The sequence below is a fragment of the Koromonas soli genome, from assembly GCF_059726265.1.
Genome location: NZ_AP040872.1, coordinates 1,313,539 through 1,334,164, shown reverse-complemented (window position 1 = coordinate 1,334,164; position 20,626 = coordinate 1,313,539). Strand labels below are relative to the sequence as shown.

23 protein-coding genes are annotated in these 20,626 nt (G+C 56.3%); 19 read left to right on the top strand and 4 right to left on the bottom strand.

The window, feature by feature from the left end; all coding sequences use genetic code 11:
* Nucleotides 1-244: 244 nt before the first annotated feature.
* From AC6IY8_RS05805 to AC6IY8_RS05775, 7 genes are read left to right on the top strand one after another with little or no spacing between them, the layout of a single operon-like run.
* A complete protein-coding gene (locus AC6IY8_RS05805) occupies nt 245-1,489 on the top strand; it encodes a competence/damage-inducible protein A (RefSeq protein WP_497777780.1) in 1,245 nt (414 codons plus the stop codon).
* Between the two features lie 2 nt (nt 1,490-1,491).
* On the top strand, nt 1,492-2,064 hold the full coding sequence (thpR, locus tag AC6IY8_RS05800) for an RNA 2',3'-cyclic phosphodiesterase (protein ID WP_497777779.1): 573 nt from the start codon (nt 1,492-1,494) through the stop codon (nt 2,062-2,064).
* 21 nt (nt 2,065-2,085) lie between these two features.
* On the top strand, nt 2,086-2,721 hold the full coding sequence (gene plsY / locus AC6IY8_RS05795; RefSeq protein WP_497777778.1) for a glycerol-3-phosphate 1-O-acyltransferase PlsY: 636 nt from the start codon (nt 2,086-2,088) through the stop codon (nt 2,719-2,721).
* A gap of 5 nt (nt 2,722-2,726) precedes the next feature.
* Nucleotides 2,727-3,758 (top strand): NAD(P)H-dependent glycerol-3-phosphate dehydrogenase, encoded by a 1,032-nt coding sequence (locus AC6IY8_RS05790; RefSeq protein WP_497777777.1) that lies wholly within the window; start codon nt 2,727-2,729, stop codon nt 3,756-3,758.
* 44 nt (nt 3,759-3,802) lie between these two features.
* Nucleotides 3,803-4,765 carry a signal recognition particle-docking protein FtsY gene (ftsY, locus tag AC6IY8_RS05785; protein ID WP_497777776.1) on the top strand — a complete coding sequence of 321 codons (963 nt, stop codon included), beginning with the start codon at nt 3,803-3,805 and terminating at the stop codon, nt 4,763-4,765.
* A 3-nt stretch (nt 4,766-4,768) separates the two neighbouring features.
* Nucleotides 4,769-5,962 (top strand): bifunctional diaminohydroxyphosphoribosylaminopyrimidine deaminase/5-amino-6-(5-phosphoribosylamino)uracil reductase RibD, encoded by a 1,194-nt coding sequence (ribD, locus tag AC6IY8_RS05780; protein ID WP_497777775.1) that lies wholly within the window; start codon nt 4,769-4,771, stop codon nt 5,960-5,962.
* Nucleotides 5,963-5,975: 13 nt separating this feature from the next.
* Complete coding sequence (locus tag AC6IY8_RS05775; protein ID WP_497777774.1) at nt 5,976-6,617, top strand: riboflavin synthase; 642 nt, start codon at nt 5,976-5,978, stop codon at nt 6,615-6,617.
* Between the two features lie 2 nt (nt 6,618-6,619).
* Here the strand turns inward: AC6IY8_RS05775 and AC6IY8_RS05770 are convergent, their stop codons facing one another.
* A complete protein-coding gene (locus AC6IY8_RS05770) occupies nt 6,620-7,429 on the bottom strand; it encodes an ABC transporter ATP-binding protein (RefSeq protein WP_497777773.1) in 810 nt (269 codons plus the stop codon).
* A gap of 226 nt (nt 7,430-7,655) precedes the next feature.
* Here AC6IY8_RS05770 and AC6IY8_RS05765 point away from each other — a divergent pair, with 226 nt between their 5' ends.
* From AC6IY8_RS05765 to AC6IY8_RS05750, 4 genes are all read left to right on the top strand, one after another.
* The gene (locus AC6IY8_RS05765) at nt 7,656-8,813 is read left to right on the top strand and encodes a BON domain-containing protein (RefSeq protein WP_497777772.1); all 1,158 of its coding nucleotides are present in this window, start codon (nt 7,656-7,658) and stop codon (nt 8,811-8,813) included.
* Between the two features lie 88 nt (nt 8,814-8,901).
* Nucleotides 8,902-9,354 carry a hypothetical protein gene (locus AC6IY8_RS05760; RefSeq protein ID WP_497777771.1) on the top strand — a complete coding sequence of 151 codons (453 nt, stop codon included), beginning with the start codon at nt 8,902-8,904 and terminating at the stop codon, nt 9,352-9,354.
* 101 nt (nt 9,355-9,455) lie between these two features.
* Complete coding sequence (locus tag AC6IY8_RS05755; RefSeq protein WP_497777770.1) at nt 9,456-10,388, top strand: prepilin peptidase; 933 nt, start codon at nt 9,456-9,458, stop codon at nt 10,386-10,388.
* A 102-nt stretch (nt 10,389-10,490) separates the two neighbouring features.
* Nucleotides 10,491-11,135 carry a hypothetical protein gene (locus AC6IY8_RS05750; protein WP_497777769.1) on the top strand — a complete coding sequence of 215 codons (645 nt, stop codon included), beginning with the start codon at nt 10,491-10,493 and terminating at the stop codon, nt 11,133-11,135.
* Here AC6IY8_RS05750 and AC6IY8_RS05745 read toward each other — a convergent pair.
* Nucleotides 11,125-11,658 carry a DUF1569 domain-containing protein gene (locus tag AC6IY8_RS05745; RefSeq protein ID WP_497777768.1) on the bottom strand — a complete coding sequence of 178 codons (534 nt, stop codon included), beginning with the start codon at nt 11,656-11,658 and terminating at the stop codon, nt 11,125-11,127. The genes AC6IY8_RS05750 and AC6IY8_RS05745 overlap by 11 nt on opposite strands.
* A 71-nt stretch (nt 11,659-11,729) precedes the next feature.
* On the opposite strand from AC6IY8_RS05745, the gene AC6IY8_RS05740 reads away from it, so the two are divergent.
* Nucleotides 11,730-12,353: a hypothetical protein gene (locus AC6IY8_RS05740; protein WP_497777767.1), complete on the top strand. Its 624-nt coding sequence runs from the start codon at nt 11,730-11,732 to the stop codon at nt 12,351-12,353.
* A 4-nt stretch (nt 12,354-12,357) separates the two neighbouring features.
* Here the strand turns inward: AC6IY8_RS05740 and AC6IY8_RS05735 are convergent, their stop codons facing one another.
* Together AC6IY8_RS05735 and AC6IY8_RS05730 are read right to left on the bottom strand one after the other, a co-directional pair.
* Complete coding sequence (locus AC6IY8_RS05735; RefSeq protein ID WP_497777765.1) at nt 12,358-12,921, bottom strand: tetratricopeptide repeat protein; 564 nt, start codon at nt 12,919-12,921, stop codon at nt 12,358-12,360.
* A 25-nt stretch (nt 12,922-12,946) separates the two neighbouring features.
* Nucleotides 12,947-13,486, bottom strand: coding sequence for a hypothetical protein (locus tag AC6IY8_RS05730; RefSeq protein ID WP_497777764.1), 540 nt, complete (start codon nt 13,484-13,486; stop codon nt 12,947-12,949).
* A gap of 239 nt (nt 13,487-13,725) precedes the next feature.
* Here AC6IY8_RS05730 and AC6IY8_RS05725 point away from each other — a divergent pair, with 239 nt between their 5' ends.
* From AC6IY8_RS05725 to nuoG, 7 genes are all read left to right on the top strand, one after another.
* Entirely contained in the window at nt 13,726-14,118 is a 393-nt protein-coding gene (locus AC6IY8_RS05725) for an NADH-quinone oxidoreductase subunit A (RefSeq protein WP_497777763.1), read from the top strand.
* Between the two features lie 6 nt (nt 14,119-14,124).
* Entirely contained in the window at nt 14,125-14,622 is a 498-nt protein-coding gene (locus AC6IY8_RS05720; protein ID WP_497777762.1) for an NADH-quinone oxidoreductase subunit C, read from the top strand.
* Nucleotides 14,622-15,842 carry an NADH dehydrogenase (quinone) subunit D gene (gene nuoD / locus AC6IY8_RS05715; RefSeq protein WP_497777761.1) on the top strand — a complete coding sequence of 407 codons (1,221 nt, stop codon included), beginning with the start codon at nt 14,622-14,624 and terminating at the stop codon, nt 15,840-15,842. The genes AC6IY8_RS05720 and nuoD overlap by 1 nt, the downstream gene beginning before the upstream one ends.
* 20 nt (nt 15,843-15,862) lie before the next feature.
* Complete coding sequence (locus AC6IY8_RS05710; RefSeq protein WP_497777759.1) at nt 15,863-16,252, top strand: hypothetical protein; 390 nt, start codon at nt 15,863-15,865, stop codon at nt 16,250-16,252.
* Nucleotides 16,253-16,329: 77 nt separating this feature from the next.
* Nucleotides 16,330-16,818: an NADH-quinone oxidoreductase subunit NuoE family protein gene (locus tag AC6IY8_RS05705; RefSeq protein WP_497777758.1), complete on the top strand. Its 489-nt coding sequence runs from the start codon at nt 16,330-16,332 to the stop codon at nt 16,816-16,818.
* A gap of 2 nt (nt 16,819-16,820) precedes the next feature.
* A complete protein-coding gene (gene nuoF / locus AC6IY8_RS05700) occupies nt 16,821-18,143 on the top strand; it encodes an NADH-quinone oxidoreductase subunit NuoF (protein ID WP_497777757.1) in 1,323 nt (440 codons plus the stop codon).
* 20 nt (nt 18,144-18,163) lie between these two features.
* The gene (gene nuoG / locus AC6IY8_RS05695) at nt 18,164-20,536 is read left to right on the top strand and encodes an NADH-quinone oxidoreductase subunit NuoG (RefSeq protein ID WP_497777755.1); all 2,373 of its coding nucleotides are present in this window, start codon (nt 18,164-18,166) and stop codon (nt 20,534-20,536) included.
* The last annotated feature ends 90 nt before the right edge of the window (nt 20,537-20,626 follow it).

Genomic DNA, 20,626 nt, shown 5'->3' with positions numbered 1-20,626 from the left:
GACGGGGCACAGCCCTTCGTTCCTCTGTTTCGCAGAGATCTGAGGACTTTCAAACCCGTACCCAGGGCAATATGCGGCAGTTCCCATTCGGTACTTGGGCTGCGCGGTATGCTTGCGACCCGCCCCATAAGAGCTGGCAGAGAAGACGCGCACTGAGGCGCGAAACATGGCTAATTCCACCCGACCAAACGTGCGCCTCGAGTAATCTCATGCGCAGTGGATTCTTCGGTTTACACTGTTAAACGTGAATGCTGAGATCGTAGCCGTTGGCTCCGAGCTCCTGACCCCGTTTCGCCAGGACACGAATTCGTTGTTCCTGACCAAGCGCCTCAATGAGCTTGGAGTAGAAGTCACCTTCAAAACCATTGTTGGCGATCGTCCAGAACATCTCCTGAACGCAAGCCGAACCGCGCTGTCCCGCGCTCAAATCGTGATCTTCTCCGGCGGGCTTGGTCCCACCGAGGACGACCTCACGCGGGAGTGCGTTGCCGAAGCGCTCGGCGTGGAACTTCGTCGCGACCACGAGATGGTTGCCGCCCTTTACGCTCGCGCCGCAAGCTTGCGTATGCGCATTGCCGAAAACAACGTCAAACAGGCGGACTACATTCAAGGGGCCGAGCTGCTGAAGAATCCGCGTGGCAGCGCTCCCGGTCAGTGGATCGACACGGCGTACGAAGGACAAAGGCGAATCATCATCCTGCTTCCAGGCCCTCCGTTTGAACTCGAAGGCATGTTCAACGACCACTGTTTTGAGAGGCTAAGGCTCGTGCTGCCGGAAGAGCACCTGGCCACTTGTGAATTGAAAATCGCCATGGTGGCTGAATCCTCCGCTGACCAGCGCGCTGCGAAGATTTACAAGCAGTTCCCTGACATCGCAACGACGATTCTGGCAAAAGCTGGAGAAGTGCAATTCCACCTGACGGCACGCGCCGCTACGACGGAAGAAGCTGAAGAGAAGGTCGAGAAGCTTGCATCGTTGCTCGAGGATGAATTTGCCGACGAAGTTTTCTCTTCCGGTGGCGAGTCGCTTGAACAGATTGTAGGGTACTTCCTGCAAATGCGGGGAGCCACTGTGTCCGTAGCTGAAAGCTGCACGGGTGGACTGCTGGCAGAGAGGCTTACACGGATCAGCGGTTCCTCACGCTACTTCATTGGCGGAGCCTTAGTGTACTCCGACCAGCTAAAACGTGAGTTTTGCGATGTTCCACCGCTTCTGCTTGCGAGCGATGGCGCGGTCAGCCGCTCTGTTGCCGCAGCACTGGCGGAGGGTATTCGGCACCGATGCCAAACCACCATCGGAATCGGAATCACCGGCATTGCCGGGCCGACGGGCGGTACTCCCGAGAAACCAGTGGGATTGGTTTACATCGCCCTGGCCGATGGCAAACACACCGAGGTTGTCGAGCGCAGGTTCCCTGGGGATCGCGAACGCATCCGCTGGTATGCCACCCAGTTGTCGCTAGACCTGCTACGTCGTAAGCTTCGATAGCTATGCGCCTGTTTGTTGCATTGGACATCGACGATGAGATCCAACAGAAGCTGGACGACTATGTCCGCACGCTGCAGCCACGCTTACCAGCAGTGCGCTTCGTGAAGAGCAGCAATTATCACATCACGCTGAAGTTTCTTGGCGAGGTGCCCGCGGCGCCCCCGGTCATTGATCGACTTCGTGGTGTTCGGGCGGAACAGTTCGAAGTTCGTCTGGCGAACGTGGGCTTCTTCCCGAACTCGCAAGCACCCCGAGTTTTCTGGGCCGGGATTCATGCTACCCAAATCGCCGGATTGGCTCGAGCAGTGAACGAATCATTGGAGCCGCTTGGATTTGCCGGTGAGCGTGAGTTTTCTCCGCATTTGACGCTGGCGCGGAGCGGGTCGGGACGGCCCCGTCCCATAGCTGGAGAGCGTTCGTCCGAAGTATTTGCACAGATCCCCAAAATTGTGTCATCGAGTCGCGCGCCAGAGTTCGGTACAATGACGGCGCGCGAATTCTTTTTGTATGAGAGCAAGTTGTCGCCTGCCGGCGCAAGCTACCGCAAGCTCGCGCGCTTTGCGCTGGACGGATGAGCGACTTGTTTTGGATGTGAGATGAACTCTTCAACTCTGATCGCCGTAGCCATCTTTTCGTATCTACTTGGCTCTATTCCCTTCGGCTACATACTGGTGCGAGTCTTCCAAGGCATCGATGTACGATCGATTGGCAGCGGCAATATAGGCGCGACCAATGTGGCCCGCACTGGCGGCAAGGGTCTTGCGATCGCGACCCTTGCGCTGGACGCGCTTAAAGGTTGGTTGCCGGTATTCCTGGTGCTGACCTTGCCCGTTGCCCACACGTCTAGTCCTGCACAACTGCACACGCTGGCAACGTTTTCCGCGCTCGTAGCGGTGATCGGACACATGTTCCCCGTATGGCTCGGGTTCAAGGGCGGCAAGGGAGTAGCCACTGGGTTGGGCGTTTTCCTGGCGATTGCGCCGAAGGCCGTTCTGATAGCGGTGATCCTCTTTCTCGCAATTGTGATATTCACGCGATACGTGTCACTTGGCTCTATTCTGGCCGCAGCAGCGTTTCCCGTAGCATTGTGGTGGCTTGAAGGTGATCAGTTCCCTGCTCCAGCCCTCGCGATGTGCGCGGCCGTGGCATTGCTCGTAATTGTTCGCCATCATCAGAACATTGGAAGACTCCTGGCCGGCACAGAAAGCCGGTTCGGCGCAAGAAAGGCATAGTCTCAATGGCAAAAATCGCTGTAATTGGTGCCGGTGCCTGGGGCACAGCTCTCTCGATTGCACTCGCAAGGGGCGGCGCTCACCGGGTGACGCTTTGGGCATATGAGAACGAAGTCGTCGAGTCTATCCGCACAAAGCATGTGAATGAACTGTTCCTGAGCGGATGTCCGATGCCCGAGACGATCGACGCCACCCAGAAGTTGGAGCAGGCGATCTCCGGAGCGGACATTGTGCTGAGCGTAATGCCTTCGCATCACGTGCGGCGCCTGTGGCAACAGATGAAGCCATTCCTGCGCGATGACATGTTGCTTGTCTCCGCGACAAAAGGGATTGAGAACGATACCCTGCTGCGGATGACCGAGGTGATTACCGATGTGCTCGCCGCAGGCGAGGATGGCTTCCAGCCGCGCCTCTGTGCGCTCAGCGGTCCCACGTTTGCCCGGGAAGTTGCGATGGGCGATCCCACGACGCTAACAGTTGCATCCTCCGACAGCGAACTGACGGCGCAGGTGCAGGAAGCTTTCAGCGATCCGAAGTTCCGCCTTTATCGCAATGATGACGTCGTCGGACTGGAACTCGGCGGAGCGGTGAAGAATGTAATCGCGATCGCGGCTGGCGTGGTTGATGGAATCGGATATGGCCACAACACAATGGCCGGGCTCATCACGCGTGGATTGGCAGAAATGACCCGCCTCACAGTCGCTTGCGGCGGACGCGCGGAGACCATGGCTGGACTCTCGGGACTGGGTGACCTCGTGCTCACCTGTACTGGCGGACTTTCGCGCAACCGCAGCGTGGGTGTTGAGTTAGGACGCGGGCGCAAGCTGGAAGAGATCATCGCTGGAATGCACGGAATGGTTGCAGAGGGCGTGCTGACTACGCGCGCTGCAGTCGGATTGGCTTCCACCGTAGGGGTCGAGATGCCCATCATCCAGCAGATGAATGAGATTCTGCAGAACGGCAAAGACCCGAGCGACGCGATTCGCGATCTCATGAACCGTCCCCTGACGCAGGAGCGCGCGCTTTACCCGGTGTAGGGCGAAATGGATGTCTTGCACGGCCCGATATAATTGAGAACGTAATGATTCAGACGCTATTTGGAAGCCTACAAGAGCCCGAGGAAAAGAAATCATCGCTCTTTGAGCGCATGAAGCAGGCGGTCACCCGCACGCGCGACAATCTCTCCGAGCGCATCGATGATGTCATCAGCTTCGGCAAGGAAATCGATGCGGACACGCTCGACGATCTTGAGGCGACGCTGATTTCAGCCGACCTTGGCTCAACTACAACCACCGAAGTCCTCACGGCGATGCGTGAGAAGGTCAATCGCAAGCAGATTGGCGATGCAGCCGAATTAAAGCGCGTGCTGAAGGAGGAACTGCTCTCGATTCTGAATACGGCAGCCGAAAGCAAGCCCAAGGTAGTCGCCGATCCGCCGGAGGTCATTCTCGTTGTAGGAGTCAATGGCGTCGGGAAAACTACAACCATTGGCAAGCTTGCGAACTCCCTGCGCGCGCAGGGAAAAACGGTCTTACTCGCGGCGGCTGATACGTTCCGAGCCGCTGCCATAGAGCAGTTGGAGATATGGGGCGAGCGTACAGGAACAGAGGTGATCAAGACGCGTCCGGGAGGCGATCCCTCGGCGGTGCTGTTCGACGCGCTACAGGCCGCCAAGGCGCGCAAGATTGATTACGTTATTGTGGACACCGCGGGTCGCTTGCACAACAAGCTAAATCTGATGGCCGAACTCGAGAAGATGTATCGCACCGCGCAACGCGTGCTACCGGGCGCTCCGCATGAAACGCTACTGGTGATGGATGCTACGACTGGCCAGAATGGACTGCAGCAGGCGAAAGTCTTTACGGAAGCGGCGGGCGTTACCGGCATCGTGCTCACCAAGCTTGACGGAACAGCAAAGGGCGGCGTGGTGGTCGCCATCTCCCGTGAGATGAATCTTCCCGTGCGCTATGTCGGCGTGGGCGAAAAACAATCAGACCTGATTCCCTTCAACGCAGTCGACTTTGTCGATTCGCTATTCTCGTAAGCAATGGCGATCTCGGCAGACGAACTATTCCTAAAGCAGGCTTTGAAATTGGCCCAGTGGGGGCTTGGCCTTGCCTCGCCGAATCCCATGGTCGGAGCTGTCATCGTCGACGAGCGAGGGCGCATAGTCGGCAGCGGCACTCACATTTACGCAGAGCGCAAGCATGCCGAGGTATTGGCCATTGAAGAAGCCGGGCCGCTCGCCCGTGGAAACACTCTGTACCTAAACCTGGAGCCTTGTTCGCACGTCGGGCGCACGGGACCCTGCGCCGATGCGGTTATCGCTGCGGGCGTCGCGCGAGTGGTCTGCTGCATGGAGGATCCGAATCCGCTCGTGGCTGGCAAGGGCTTTGCCAAGCTGCGCGATGCTGGTATCGAAGTTGAGGTTGGAATCCTCGAAGCGGAAGCAAAGCGCCTGAATGAAAGCTTCACGCAATACATTCGCACTGGACTTCCCTTCGTGACGTTGAAGGCCGCGATGTCGCTCGACGGAAAAATCGCTGGCCCTCGTGAATCCGGATTGCACCTCGTGGGAGCTTCGAACAACCCGACATACATCACAGGCGAGGCTTCGCGCCGTCGCGTGCACGAGATGCGTCATGCCTCCGACGCGATCCTTGTCGGCGTGGGGACGGTGATTGCCGATGACCCCTTGCTGACGGATCGAAGCGGTCTCCCTCGTCGTCGTCCGCTCTTGCGTGTGATTCTCGATTCACGGTTGCGGCTTCCCTTGACATCGCGCGTAGTCGAGACAGCGCAGGACGATGTCGTTGTGTTCTGCTCCTTTGCGGAGGAAAACAAACGCCGCGCACTTGAAGGGAGGGGCGTGCGAGTGCAGCAAGTAGAGATTGAGACACTCGATCCTGCAAGCGACCAAGCCCCGCACGAAGGACGCCCCGATCTGCATCGTGTATTTACCATGCTCGGCACCGAGCAGATCTCGAGTCTTCTCGTTGAGGGCGGCGCCGCCGTAAATTGGGCATGCCTCCGAGCGCGACTCGTGGACAAGCTAATGCTTTTCTATACGCCCCGCATCTTTGGTCCGGTAGGCGCAGTGCCCTGGCTCTCGGGACAAACAGGCTTGCCGGCAGGTTGCGACCTTCGCTCGAACAACATCAAGATAGAGCGCTTCGGAGAAGACTTCGCAGTAGAGGCTTACCTGCGCGATCCATATCAACCACTCCGGCCGCAGGGCTGACAGGAGCTGATTCATGTTCACTGGAATTGTCGAAGAAGTAGGACGCATCTCGAGGATCGATCAGCACGGTGAGAATCGCCGAATTGTCATCGAGGCGAAGAACGTCACAAAAGAGCTGCACACGGGAGACAGCTGCGCCGTAAGCGGTGTCTGCCTCACGGCGCTCGACATCACTCCGATATCCTTCGCAGCGGATCTTGCCCCCGAAACGTGGGTGCGCACGTCCTTCTCGCGAATTAAGCCCGGAGCAATCGTCAATCTTGAATTGCCGCTTGCCGCACATGGTCGTCTTGGCGGACACATTGTGCAAGGGCATGTTGATGGCGTGGGCCAGTTGGAAGCTCTTGAGCGCATCCCTGACTCGGATGGATTCTGGCTGCACGTGCAGGTGACGGCTGAACTCGAGAAGTACCTTGTGTTCAAAGGGTCAATTGCTATCGAGGGCATCAGCCTGACAGTGGCAAAGCTGGATGGACTCCGCTGCTCGGCAGCCATTATTCCTCACACCATCGAGTGTACAAACCTCGCCACTTTAAAGCAGGGAGACCCGGTGAATATCGAAACCGATATCGTCGCAAAATACCTTGAGAAGTGGACTGCCCGAGAGCGGAAGACGGGACTGGACACAGGCACACTGGTCGCGAAGGGCTTCTGAGGTTAATGAGATGGAGGCGGGGCCACGGGACCGTTCTGGCTCCGCCAGTAGTCGAGATCGAGCGTATCCAGCTCCAGAAACTCACGAACAATTTCCAGTTTTGATTGCGCCATCTCGGCTGGCGTGCCGAAGAAGATCACTCGCCCCTCATGCAGAAATACAATGCGCTCGGCAATTTTGTTTGCCAGTGCCATGTCATGAGTTACGACGATGCTCGTAAGCTTTAGCTGAAACTTCAATTTCTTAATCAAGCTGCCGAGTAAGTGAGCCGTGAGAGGATCGACCATCGTGGTCGGCTCGTCGTAAAGGATCGCTTCCGGCTGTGCCGCCAGTGCGCGGGCGATTGCCACGGAGCGCTTCATGCCCGTCGAGAGCCCTGATGGCAGCTGGTCGCGATACTCGCCGACATTCACCATTTCGAGCAGACCGTCCACGATCTGATAAATCTGCGATTCATCCAGATCACCGCGCTCGCGTAATGGAAACGCAACATTTTCGCCAACGGTTAACGAGTCGAACAAGGCACCATTTTGAAATACCATGGTGACCTTCTTGCGAATGCGCTCCAGTTCTTTTTCGGGATAGTCCGTAATATCTTCATTTGCAACCCAGACACGGCCGCTGTCTGGCTTCAGAAATCCCATGATGTGGTGCAAAGAGACAGACTTTCCCACACCGCTTCGACCCAGGATGCACACTGTCTCGCCAGCCTTGACGTCGAAACTCACGTCGCGCAAGACCACCTTTTCGCCAAATGCTTTGCTGACGTTGTCAAAAAGTATGTAGGGGCGTTCAGATTCGGTCTCGGCCATACTTCCCGAGTGTAACCCGGATGCTCATTCTTTTCACCGCTTCAGCGCCTTGTTCTCGATTGCGAATGTTGATCCGGAATGTATAACTTTCGTTCGCCCGCTACTTCTTGACCAGAATCGTGTTGGTATTATTTGTAACCGTTGGGATTCAGTTAGGTTATGCTACTTCGCCGTGCCCATCGCATCCAACTTTCATGGAAGCCTCGGAAGTCAGGAGGACTTGAGAATGAGGACGAATTCAATTCGAACTTTACTTGTTCCTACCGTTCTTGCTGTAGGGCTGCTGTTCACTGCCGCCTGCAACAAGGCTCAAACGCGCACCGACGCCCAGGTGGCGAGCGATATTCAAAGTAAGATCAGCACCGACCAGGCAGTTCGGAATAAGCAGATATCCGTGCAGGCCGCCAATGGAGTAGTGACTCTCTCGGGTGCCGTCGCCAGCGAGGCCGAGCGCACCGCAGCCGCCAATGACGCGGCCAACGTGAATGGCGTGCGCACCGTGGTCAACAATCTTTCCGTGCAGGCGGCCGACAACATGGCTCCGCAAGCACCGCCGACGGTGGCGGACAACAATCCGCAACCGGCGCCAAGCCAACCGCCCGCGACGCAACCGGCGACCTCCACTCGCGGAGTGAATGCTCGCAAGCCTAGCGCAGTTGGACAGCGCAATAACAGCCAAACAGCGGCACAGAGTGGCTATGGGTCACCGGCCGATATGATGGCGCAGCAACAGGCGAATCAGTCTAATGGTGCCCAATATAGTCAGCCGCAGTATTCCCAGAACGTACCGCCTCCGCAACCCGCGGCTCCGGTTCCTCCGCCACCCCCGGCAAAAATCACAATCCCGGACGGAACAGCGCTGGCGATTCGTATGATCGATTCGCTGGACTCCGAAACGTCGAACCCCGGGGACACGTTCCGTGCGACGTTGAACTCGCCTGTACAGGTCGATGGAAAGACAGTGATTCCGTCCGATGCCGATGTGTTCGGGCACGTTGTTGAAGTTCACGCGGCAGGACGCTTTAAGGGATCGGGACTGCTGACACTTGAGCTCACAAAGATCGCCTACAACGGACGCACGTACGCCATTCATTCGAATCAGTGGTCTAAGCAGACTGATGGACGTGGCAAGGGTACGGCAGAGAAAGTTGGTGGCGGAGCCGCACTCGGCGCGATCATCGGAGCAATTGCCGGAGGCGGTAAGGGAGCCGGAATCGGTGCAGCGGTTGGTGCCGGTGCCGGTGGCGTAACCCAAGCCGCAATCAAAGCTGCGCAAATCAAGCTCGGGCCCGAGTCATTGCTGACATTCCACCTTGCTCAGCCGGTAACCGTGCAACCATCGGGCCACAACGACCGAAACGCAGGGCGTCCACGCGTGGAATAGCACTGCATCTACCCTGCCCCACTCTGCCACGAGTGGGGCTTTGTCTTTTCAGTACAACTGCGGCCCGCAACGCCTCTTCTCATTGGCAATGCCTAAGTTCACCGTGTTCATCCCGGCATTCGAAACGGAGCACCTGGCGGCCACACTCCGCACAGCTCGGATCGCCTCGGACGTCCTAGTCATTCACAACGGCGATCCTGATGTTCAGCGCCTCTGCTGGCGATACCGAGCTCGCGGAAAGACGCAGATTCCGGGAGTGACCCTTGGTGCGTACGCAATGGACGCTTTTCACAACTGGATATTGCTGCTGCTCCCCGGCGAAGAACTGGGCCCGGAGACCATAACAGCCCTCACCGACTGGAGGCGTCGGCGCAAAGATGAGTGCTCGGGCTACCTGATCCGTGACGGTGACGGACACCCGCAGCTTCGGCTCGTCAACCGATCGAAACTGAACTGGATCGGCGAGTTTCCACCCGTCCCGACCAATGCAGGAATATTTCCTGGCAGCATCGTTCGTCCCGGAATGCTTCGCGCTGCTTGAGTCGACCCTGTTTGGTTGGAACGCGCCCCTCTTTCGTAACTCCCGAGTTCCCAGCCTGCTCCCATATAATCAAGCTTAAACCTGATAAGCGAGACTTATGCGTGAATCCTGATTGGATCCTGGGAGCCGGATTCCTGCTGTTCGGCCTGATATTCGGCAGCTTCCTTAATGTTTGTATCTATAGACTCCCACGCGGCCTGTCCGTAGTCTCGCCACGATCAGCGTGCCCACGTTGCCAAACTCCCATCGCCGCGTACGACAACATCCCCGTCGTAAGTTGGTTGATACTCGGCGGGCGCTGCCGCAAGTGTCATGTGCGTATCACTCCCCGCTATGCCATTGTCGAGCTGATTTGCGGCCTGCTGTTTCTGCTCACATTCATTCAGGCCGGTTTCTCAATTACAGCTCTAAAGGGCTGTGTGCTCTGCTTTCTTTTTCTGGGATTGACCTTTACCGATGCCGAGACTCACCTTCTGCCGGACGCAATGACCCTGCCCGGCTTCGCCATCGCCATTATCTTCAGCTTCTTTTCTCTGGTACCAGGTCCGGCGTTTTACCTCTTCCCTGCGCCATTTCATAGCAGCTCCGGGTTCGATTTCCAGATCGGATTGCGATCACTGCTGAATGCACTCATCGGCGCTGCAATCGGTGCTGGTGTCCTTTACACGATTGGGTGGCTCTACCTCAAGCTGCGGAATGTCGAGGGAATCGGTTTTGGCGATGTCAAACTGATGGCAATGGCAGGCGCATTTCTCGGCCCTATACTGACGCTGTTTGTAATGTGCACGGCGTCACTGCTCGGTGGGCTTTATGGGATTTTTGTACTCCTGACAGTCTTCCGCAAACGGCTTTCCCGATACCGCTCCCTACTAGGAGATCGCGCTACCTCGCGCGCGTGGGAGGCGGCGCAGACCGCAATGCGCTGTGTTGAGATTCCATTCGGAGTGTTTCTCTGCACAATGTCGATTCTCGCGTGGTTCTACGGCCATCAGCTAATTCGAGGCTACCTTTCATTGTTCTCCATGAATGGATGATCTGGTTGTGAACTTCCGTAATTAGCAGGGACCAGAAGCTTCTGCGAGACGTCTGCGGCAGGAGCTACAATACAGAGCACAACGTTCAAAGGTGGAATTGGTATGAGACGTCATTGGCTATGTATTGGTGCTCTGCTGATGTTTGCTTCCTCAATAGCGTTTGGCCAGTCTCTGGGCGACGTGGCGCGTGCCTCCCGCGCTGAACGCTCGCGAAACGCAAGTCATCCCCGGGTCATCACGAACGAAGACATCGCGACGAATCAGCAGCCGGCAAAAGCGACTTCTGAACCAACCGACTCAGGGGCGGAGAATCAGCCATCGGAAAAAGCAAAGGCCGCAACTGAAACCGGAAAAGAGAACACTGCCGCGCCAGGCACTGCGGATGCGGGCGGAAAATCGAAACCGACAGGCGAAGCGGAATCGAAGCTCGATAAAGAAGAGGCTGAACGTCAGAAGCACAGCGAAGAAATCAATCAGCAGTACTTGAGCAAACTCGCAGACATTCGTAAACAGATCGATACCGCGCACGCTCAGCTTTCAAAGCTTCAGAACCAGCAACTCGATAATTCCTACCAGTATCAAAGGACCTCGGGTGCATCGCAAAGCGCCGTTCGTTACGAAGAGGAACAGCGCGCGTTCAGTGAGCAGATCGAAGAACAACGCAATCTGATCACTAAGCTGACACAGGACCTGGAAGACACAAAGGAAGAGGCGCGCCACGCAGGAGTTCCGCACGCTACTGATTAACTGCGGCTCCATGGGCGATTTTCCTGCCCGCACGCGCGCGCACCTGCTTGATGTGATGATGCCCGTGCAGGTAGTGAAATTTTCGCCATTGCAATGCAGTTAAGGGGCCGAGAACCGGATGCATCGCGATCGGGCCATCACTTCCCCACTGTTTCTCCGCAGCCGAAATCGCAACGTCCATCCTTTCCAAATTGGTGAGCGCTCTCCTCAGAGCGACCGGGCCGGGTTCGCCAGTGGGCAGAACTATGGCGGGTGACTTCCTGCCAGGCGGCATGAAACCAATTCGCACCACGATCGTTCGAGCGAAGACTTCCCTCATGCTCGCTGCCCGAACTTGCGCAGGCCCATTCGTCTGCATTGAAAGCTCAAGCATCTTCGCCGTCGTGCCGTAACTGCGCCCCAAGTGTTCCAGTATTTGCGCGCTGTTCCAGCGTCCTTCCGGAGCACGGCACCAATCAGGTTCGCTCAAACCCGAGGTATTTTCCTCGATTTCCGCTCGCAATCGTGACAGCCATGCATCCATTCCACAATCACCCGGTGTCGAATCAATTAGGTGTGCTCAATTCCTCATAACTGACAGGAACTGCTTCCATAATGAATAGAAAGCTTACCTTTTTTTGGAGTACTTTGCTCACCGCCACCCTCGCGCTCAGTGCCTGTAACAGTGCTCCGCCCAAAGCTCATAAGACCGAAGCCCCTGCTGAGTTCCTGACCGGACGCGAGGCCTTCCAGAAGCTCTATGTCGCTGCACATGCCGTAGCTGGAGACGTAAAACCTTATCGCATGGAGTCACGCTATACAAAGGGATCGCCGGCCATGGAAGGTAAAAGTGGGCTGTGGCGCGCTGATTTTGCTTCTCCCTCGAAGAAATTGAGCAAGACTTTCAGTTGGAGTGGACTCGCTGGGCCGGACGCCCCCGAACGCGGCGTTTCCCATGGTTCCGACGACACGTACAATCCCGCTAACACGACGAGTCACATCTTCGACACGCAGTTTCTAAAGATCGATTCGGATGAGGCTTTCAAAGTTGCGCAGAAGCACGGCGGAGAGAAGCTAACGGCTGCCGATCCCAACCTTCCCGTGTTTTACACCCTGGACTTTGATGCTCAGAAAAACGAACTGCTCTGGCACGTGGTTTACGGATCGAGTGCGTACGAAGCCAAGTTGAACGTCGCAGTGGATGCGACTAGCGGCCAGTTCGTGCGAGTAGAGAAATAAGACCTCACTGCTGGTTTTTGAGTCGCTCAAGCGCCTTCTTAGCTTCTCCGGCGCTTGGGCCGTCCTTGAGAATCGCCAGGTATTCGGCGTAGCGAACTTTCGCTTCCTCGTACTGCCTCACCTTCTCCAGAGTCTGCGCCAGCTTGAAGGTGGCGACCGCGTCGTGGGGCTTGAATTTCAACGCATCACGGTATCGGCTCAGGGCAGCCTTATAGTTCGCAGACTTGAAATAATAATCTCCAACCTCGACGTCCTTCATCGCACGCATAGGGTTCCACTCGTGCATTTCCATTACGTCGTCGGTGCCATTTCCGCTGCCGGGATGAGCTAGCGTGTCTTCCTTTGGTGGTGAAAGATCGACTCGCGTCTGTTCGCTGCTGCTTTCATCGTCACTGCGGGGAGGAGTTTTGTTTTCCGGAAGCTTCTGCGGCTTGGTTTTCTGCTTGTACTGCGGATTCTCCGTCATTGGGCCATCAAGTTGCCCCGGCGCTCCCTGCTGCGACACGGCTGTTCCGGCGCACACCATCGCCCCGGCCAAAGCCAGCACCAGTATAGTTCCAGTTCTCATACGTCAATTGTACGGCGGTAAAGAATCAGGATCTTGCGGATTTAATCAGGAAGCGGCGAACGGTTTCCCGGTTCTCGAACCGAGCTCTGACCTCTAGTTCTGCGATCGCATCCACCAGGCACAGTCGCATCTCGGCCACTCCAGCCTCGTTCGTTGAAGTATCTTCAAGTTCTCCGGAACCGGATTGCGTTCTCCAACGGGCGGCAACCTGTGCCGAAGCGGCCACGAATCCTCCGGAGAGCACCCGGAATCTCAGCAGCACATCGTCCCCTGTCAATCTTCTCGAGCCGAGAAACTGGACGATCAGTTCTTCCGGGGAGTCGTGAAGAATGTCGTCTACGAAGCCCTCGCGCACGGCTTCGACGACCCAGCGATGCTGCTCGCGAGCCATGAGCTGTACGGTGGACTCTGCAATGTCGGGCGGCAGCGGCGAGGAACGCTTGCCAATGCAGCGTCCACTCACGAAAACCTGCGACTCCAACCGATGCTCCTGCCCGCGCAGCTCGGTTTGCACGTGGTACACCGTCTCGCTTACCCGGATATCGGTATTGAAGCCGAAGATCATAATTTTCAGGATTTTCCCGTTGTGCGTTCGCCGCAGTGACTAAAGGACACGTACTCTACTTGACATGCAAATTGTCTAGTACTGCAACTGAGTTCACAACATTACTTTGGTTTGAATGTGCTCTGTTTGTTACGACTTCACGGAAGCTCCATCAGGACAGGGCTGATGGCTTGACACTTCTAAAATGCAAAAACTATACTTGCCCGTTCACCATATGTGGGTGGTGGACTCCTAACAGAATGACAGACAACTATTTCGCTCGATATCTTCCTCTGCTGATCCACTTCACTCTGGCATGCGTACTGGCTGCGGCCATCGTGACCCTGTCGTACCTGATTGGTCAGCACAAGGCGAACAAGAGCAAGATGTCGCCATACGAATGCGGCATGGAGCCCGTGGGCGACGTTCGCCAGCGGTTTAGCGTAAAGTTTTATCTCGTCGCTATGCTTTTCATTCTGTTCGACGTGGAGGCCGTGTTCCTCTACCCATGGGCCATCCTGTTGAAAGTGTTGAAGATGTTTGGCTTCTGGGAAATGATGACCTACATCCTGATCGTTCTTGTCGGATTCGTCTATGTATGGAAAAAAGGCGTTCTCGACTGGAATAAGCCTTCCCGCGACGAGGCGCTCTAAAACAACATGGCCCTCAAACCTGCCATTACCGACATGGAACAACTGAAAGACCGTCCAGCCGTCGCATGCCTCCTTTCTGAACTGCCCAAAGCTTTACAGGCAGCAAAGTTTGATCGCGATGAACTGACTCTCTGGGTGGAATCTTTTGACCTTATCAACGTTTTGAAAGTGCTAAGGAGTTCCGGCACTACTCAGTTCAACGTACTGGCGGATGTTACCGCCGTGGACTGGTTCCCATCAGAGCCGCGTTTCGAGGTGGTTTACTCCCTTCTCTCCTATGCTCGCCGCGAGCGCATTCGAGTGAAGGTGAAGGTGAACGGCGCTGATCCTTACATCGAGTCCGTTACAGGACTCTGGGCAGGTGCAGCCCCGTTTGAGAGAGAGATTTTTGACTTGTTTGGCATTCGTTTCCAGGGGCATCCCGACCTGCGCCGAATCATGATGCCGGATGACTGGGAGGGTCACCCTCTGCGTAAGGATTATCCGGTCGAGGGGTACAGATAATGTCCTCCATTGACCAGTTCCGCTCCGAACCTGTCGTTGAGACTACGCAGTCCGGCGATCGCACCATGGTTATCAACATGGGGCCACAGCACCCGTCCACCCACGGCGTGCTGCGACTTCTGCTCGAAATCGATGGTGAAACCATACTCAGGATCAAGCCGGATATTGGCTACTTGCACACGGGAATCGAGAAGACCTGCGAGGCGAAGTTCTATCAGCAGGTCATCCCAATGACCGACCGCATCGATTACCTCTGCCCGATGACCAACAATCTCGCTTACGTGTTGGCCATAGAAAAGCTTCTCGGGTTGGAGATTCCGCCGCGGGCGATGTGGATTCGCTTGATGCTGAATGAGTTGACGCGCATCAACTCGCACTTGGTCTGGCTCGGCACTCACGCCATGGACATCGGCGCCATGACGGTCTTCCTCTATTGTTTCCGCGAGCGTGAAGAGATTCTGAAGATGTTCGAGATGGTTGCAGGTCAGCGCATGATGACCTCCTACTTCCGAGTGGGTGGTTTGTCGATGGATCTGCCGCTTGGCTTTCTCGATTACATCAAGAATTTCGCTTCGTACTTCCCGGATCGCATCGAGCAATACTCCGATCTGCTGACCAATAATCCAATCTGGATAGGTCGCACCAAGGGAGTTGCACTGATCACGAAGCAGGATGCCATCGAACTCATGCTTACCGGCCCCACGGCTCGCGGCAGCGGTATCGATTGGGACCTTCGTCGCGACATGCCTTACGCAGGTTACGACCAGCTCGAGTTCAAGGTGCCGGTGGAAACCGCCGGAGATGTGTACGCCCGTTACCAGGTTCGTATGGGCGAGCTGCGCGAATCGATCAGCATGGTAAAACAGGCAATCGCCAATCTGCCTGATGGTCCTATCAAGTCCGATGCTCCGAAAATCGTGTTACCCGATCGCGAGAAAATGAAGACACAGATGGAGTCTCTGATCCATCACTTCAAGATCGTTACCGAAGGATTCGTTGTACCCGAAGGCGAGGTTTACCAGGGAGTGGAGTCGCCGCGTGGAGAGATGGGCTACTACGTCGTGAGTGACGGAACGGCGAAACCCTATCGCGTCCACATGCGCAGCCCTTCATTTGCCAACCTGAACGCTATCGGAGTGATGTGCGAGCACAACTTGCTTGCCGACGTAGTAGCAGCTATCGGAAGCATCGACATTGTGCTCGGCGACGTAGACCGCTAGTACCTATATCGGAGAAAGACTTGGATCGTTGGGGAATCCAGTTCGCACGCGAAATACGCCACAGGGGCGAAGGCCAGAGCGAGTACGCTCTCGACTTGATTGATCTGCTTCAGCAAAAAGCTGAGGAGTTCAACAAAGAGACGGCAAGGGATTTTCGTTTCAACATCAATGTGACTCCCAAGGGTGAAGACGTGGAAATCACGAATGGCTACAAGACAGCGTCCGCGGTTTCGTCGGCGCTCCCTGGAGCTATCTTCATCCACGTAGCCAAGGTGGCCGGTTCGATACCGCTTGAGGCTACTCTGACGAATACTCTCGATGGCGGATTCCAACCCGACGGTCTTCCATCCGAGTGCGCCGACCCTGCGGGATTGGCCGAGTGGATGATCCACGAGATCTTTGAACCCTGATTGCAGTTGCTTTGAGCGGCGCTCCTCAATTTGAATTGGTAGATATTTTTCATCAGCAACTCTGGTTCGAGAGGCACATGAAATTCAGCGAACAACTCGAAGCGCGCTACTCCGATATGCTCACGCATTATCCGGTCAAGCGCTCACTGTTGGTTCCGTTTCTGCTCTACATACAAGACGAACTTGGGTATCTCACTGACGAAGCAATCGAAGAGATCGCACATCGGCTTGAGATCACGCCGCTTGAAGTTCGCAATGTCATCAGCTACTACTCGATGCTACGCACTAAGCCGAGCGGCAAATACAATGTGCAAGTCTGCACCAACATCTGTTGCTTGCTCCGCGGTGGAGAAGAGATGCTGGAGCATGTTCGCGAAAAGCTTGGAGTGAAGGTCAACAAGGGCATCACACCTGATGGCGTGTTTTCGGTCGAAGAGGTCGAATGCATTGGAGCGTGCTCCTGGGCGCCTGCAATGCAGGTGAACTATGCGTTTCACGAGAACCTCACTCCAGACAAAATCGACCAGATTCTTGACGAGTACCGGCAGAAGGCGGCCCAACACTAAATATGGCAACCCTGGTCTCCCATCCCGACGAAGTCAAAATTGTGAGCCGCCGATTTGGCCAAGGAGCGGCCAATATCGACCGCTATCTTGAACTCGACGGCTATAAAGCCGTACAGAAAGCTCTGGAACTCGGCGCCGATGGCATCATCAATGAGATGAAGGCCAGCAACTTGCGCGGCCGAGGTGGTGCAGGCTTTCCCACGGGCATGAAATGGTCCTTCGTCCCCAAGGAAAGCGCTAAGCCAAAGTACGTACTGTGCAATGGCGACGAAAGCGAACCCGGCACCTGCAAGGACCGCCTTATCTTCGAGCACGATCCTCACGCCGTTATCGAGGGTGCAATGATCGCCGCGATTGCCGTGGGCGCGCACGATGCCTACATCTACATCCGGGGCGAGTACCGGTATCTGCTCGAGATCATGCAAAAGGCCATTGCCGATGCATACGCACGTGGCTTCTGCGGCAAAAACATCTTCGGATCTGGCTACGACCTGAACGTCTATTGGCACGGCGGCGCTGGAGCATACGAAGTGGGTGAAGAGTCCGCCTTGATGGAATCGCTCGAAGGCAAGCGAGGCGTTCCTCGCATTCGCCCACCGTTCCCTGCTGTTGTTGGGCTCTGGGGAGGTCCTACGGTCATCAACAATGCCGAAACCCTTGCCAGCGTTCCGCACATCATTCTGATGGGTGGGAAGCAATACGCCGAGGTTGGCGTAGATCGTAATGGTGGTACCCGACTCTTCTGTCTTAGCGGACACGTCGAGCGCCCAGGAGTGTACGAGCTTCCCCTTGGCTACAATTTGCGCAAAGCGATCTACGAGGTCGGCGGCGGAATTGCCAATGGACACGCACTGAAAGCCGTTGTCCCCGGCGGGTCGTCCGTTCCCTGCCTTACAGCGAACGAGATAGATCTCAGTCTCGATTTCGATTCGATGATGAAGGCCGGAACGTTCCTGGGATCGGGTGGAATTGTGGTGATTGACGATCACACCTGCATTGTTAAGTTCGCGCTCCGCACGATTCAGTTCTATCGCCACGAGAGCTGCGGGTGGTGCATTCCCTGCCGCGAAGGAACGGACTGGCTTTCCAAGAGCCTGAAGCGTTTCCATGCCGGAGCAGGAGTAGAGAAAGATATCGATAACATGCGGTATCTTGCCGAAAACATGCTGGGACGCACCTTCTGTCCACTCGGTGATGCTGCCGCCATGCCCATCATTGGATTCGTTAAGAAGTTCCGCGAGGAATTTGAAGCGCATCTGGACGGACGTCCTTGCCCATACGGGCAGCACGATGTCCAAAACGCATTACCTGTTCTCAGTCACTAGAGAATACGCGAAGAGAGTCAATGGCCGACGCTACACAAAACGCGACGCAAACCGTAACGCTCACCGTGAACGGTAAGACGATCACGGCACCCAAAGGTACTCTGCTTATAGAGGCCGTCAAGCCCTATGGCATTGAGATTCCCGCATTCTGTTACTACCCCGGCCTCTCGCTCCAGGGCGCATGCCGTATGTGCCTGGTGGAAATCGAGAAGATGCCCAAGATGCAGACGGCTTGCACGACTCCCGTGGCTGAAGGCATGGTTGTGCAGACGGAGTCGGAAAAGGTCGTCCAGGCCCGTAAATCCATGCTCGAACTCCTGCTTGCAAATCACCCCCTCGATTGCCCTGTATGCGACGCGGGCGGCGAGTGCGAATTGCAGGACATGACATTCAAGTACGGTGCAGGCGAATCCAAGTTCATCGACATCAAGAGTCATCGCGACGAGCAGCAGTGGTCGCCTGTCGTCTTCTACGACCGTCCTCGATGCATCATGTGCTACCGCTGCGTTCGCGTGTGCGGTGAGGGCATGGACGTGTGGGCGCTGGGCGTTCAGAATCGCGGGCAAGGTTCGGTGATCGCTCCGAATCAAGGCGATTCGCTCAATTGCGAAGAATGCGGTATGTGCATCGATATCTGCCCTGTCGGCGCACTCACCAGCGGAGCGTACAGATACAAGACACGCCCGTGGGAAATGACCCACGTAGGCACGGTCTGTAATCACTGTGGCGATGGATGCCTTACGACTGTTGGCGTGCGCCGCTCGGAAAGCGGTTCAGAGATTGTGCGTTGTGACAACCGTGACCGCAGCGGAATTAACGATGATTTCCTCTGCATCAAGGGGCGCTATGCGTACGATTTCGCGAAGAGCCCCGAACGAGTCACAACTCCGCTCATCAAGCGCGATGGGCATTTTGTGGCCGCCACGTGGAGCGAAGCCGTGGAGGTGATCGCCAAGCGGTTCCAGGAGACATTGCTCGCGACCGGACCCCAGGCAATCGGCGTGATTGGCTCCAACCGCACCACGAACGAAGAGAATTATCTTCTGCAAAAGTTCGCGCGCACGGTGCTGCGCACCAACAACATCGACCATCACCGCACCGCCGATTTCCCCTCGTTCGCAAGGGCGATTGCTGCCAATCGTGCCAGAACCGCCTCGATGAGCGACGTCGGCACCGCGGGTTTAATCCTGCTGATCGGCAGCGATCCTACGGAACAGCATCCACTACTGGCATGGCAGATCCGCAGCGCGGTGCGTCTGCGCAACTCGCGTCTTTACGTGGTGAACTCGAGCGAGATCAAACTGACACGTCAGGCTGCACAGTTCGCCAGGATCGCGCCCGGTTCGGAGGACTACTTCGTTTCGTATCTCACCGGCAATGACTCGGCCGCCAATGAGGTCGGCGTCTCTGGTGAGTCTCTCGGAAAGCTGCGCGAGGCGCTGAATAGCGCGAACAATCTTGTCATAGCATTCGGTCCTGAACTGCGCGGTGAAGCCATCGATGCTCTCGTAGCCTATGCCGCGCCGAAAGGGGCGAGCTTCATCTGCCTCGGCGATTACGCAAACTCTCGGGGCGCTGCTGACATGGGCCTCTACCCTGACCTGCTCCCCGGATATCACTCTGTCGCAGGCAGTTCTCGCGCAGCATTGGGATGGGCATCTGAGGTTTCAACCGCGCCCGGCCTTACTCTTCCGCAGATGCTCGACGCGGCCGTTGCAGGCGAGCTTCGTGCTTTGTGGGTCGTCGGATCAAATCCAGCGGCACGCTATGAGAACGAAGAAGCTTTCTCGCGGCCCTTCCTCGTTGTACAGGATATGTTCCTGACGGAAACCGCGAAGCACGCAGACGTGTTCCTGCCGGCGGCTTTTGCATACGAGAAAGCAGGCACCTTCACCAACACATGCGGGGACCTGCAGCGGTTGAGAAAAGCAGCTGATGTTCACGGAGTGAAGTCTGACTTCGAGATCGTCGTCCGGCTCGCAGAGAAGATGGGTGCAGAGATCGACAAGCTTGTTCCCTTCCGGGGCTACACGCTTGCCGACGCCGGCCAGAGTCGCGGCGCCCAATCCGGCGAGGCTGACCGAAACGCTGTGTTCACCGAATCCCGTGGGCTCGCATCGCGCACGTCGCCACTCGATCCCACGATCACTCTCGATGAAATCGCACAACTGTTCCCAGGCTACTGCATTTCCCGGCTCGAGCTTCTCGCCGGCAATCCGCAGAAAACCGAGTTGGTTCATATCGAGCCTGCTGCCATACCGAGTCATCCAGAACTGATCGTCCCCTCCGGAGACACACTTTTCATCTCCGGCACGCTGGGTCGTTATTCGCAAACGCTCAACTCGGTCGTCGAGAATCATCATAAGGCGATCGAAACCATCGGGGCTGACTGATCTTCTTTCCTCCTGCCTTCGGGCCGGAGCCTTGTAAGTTTCTGCCGGGTAGAAGCGAGAGTAGCCCTTCTCGAAGGCTGGGGATTGATT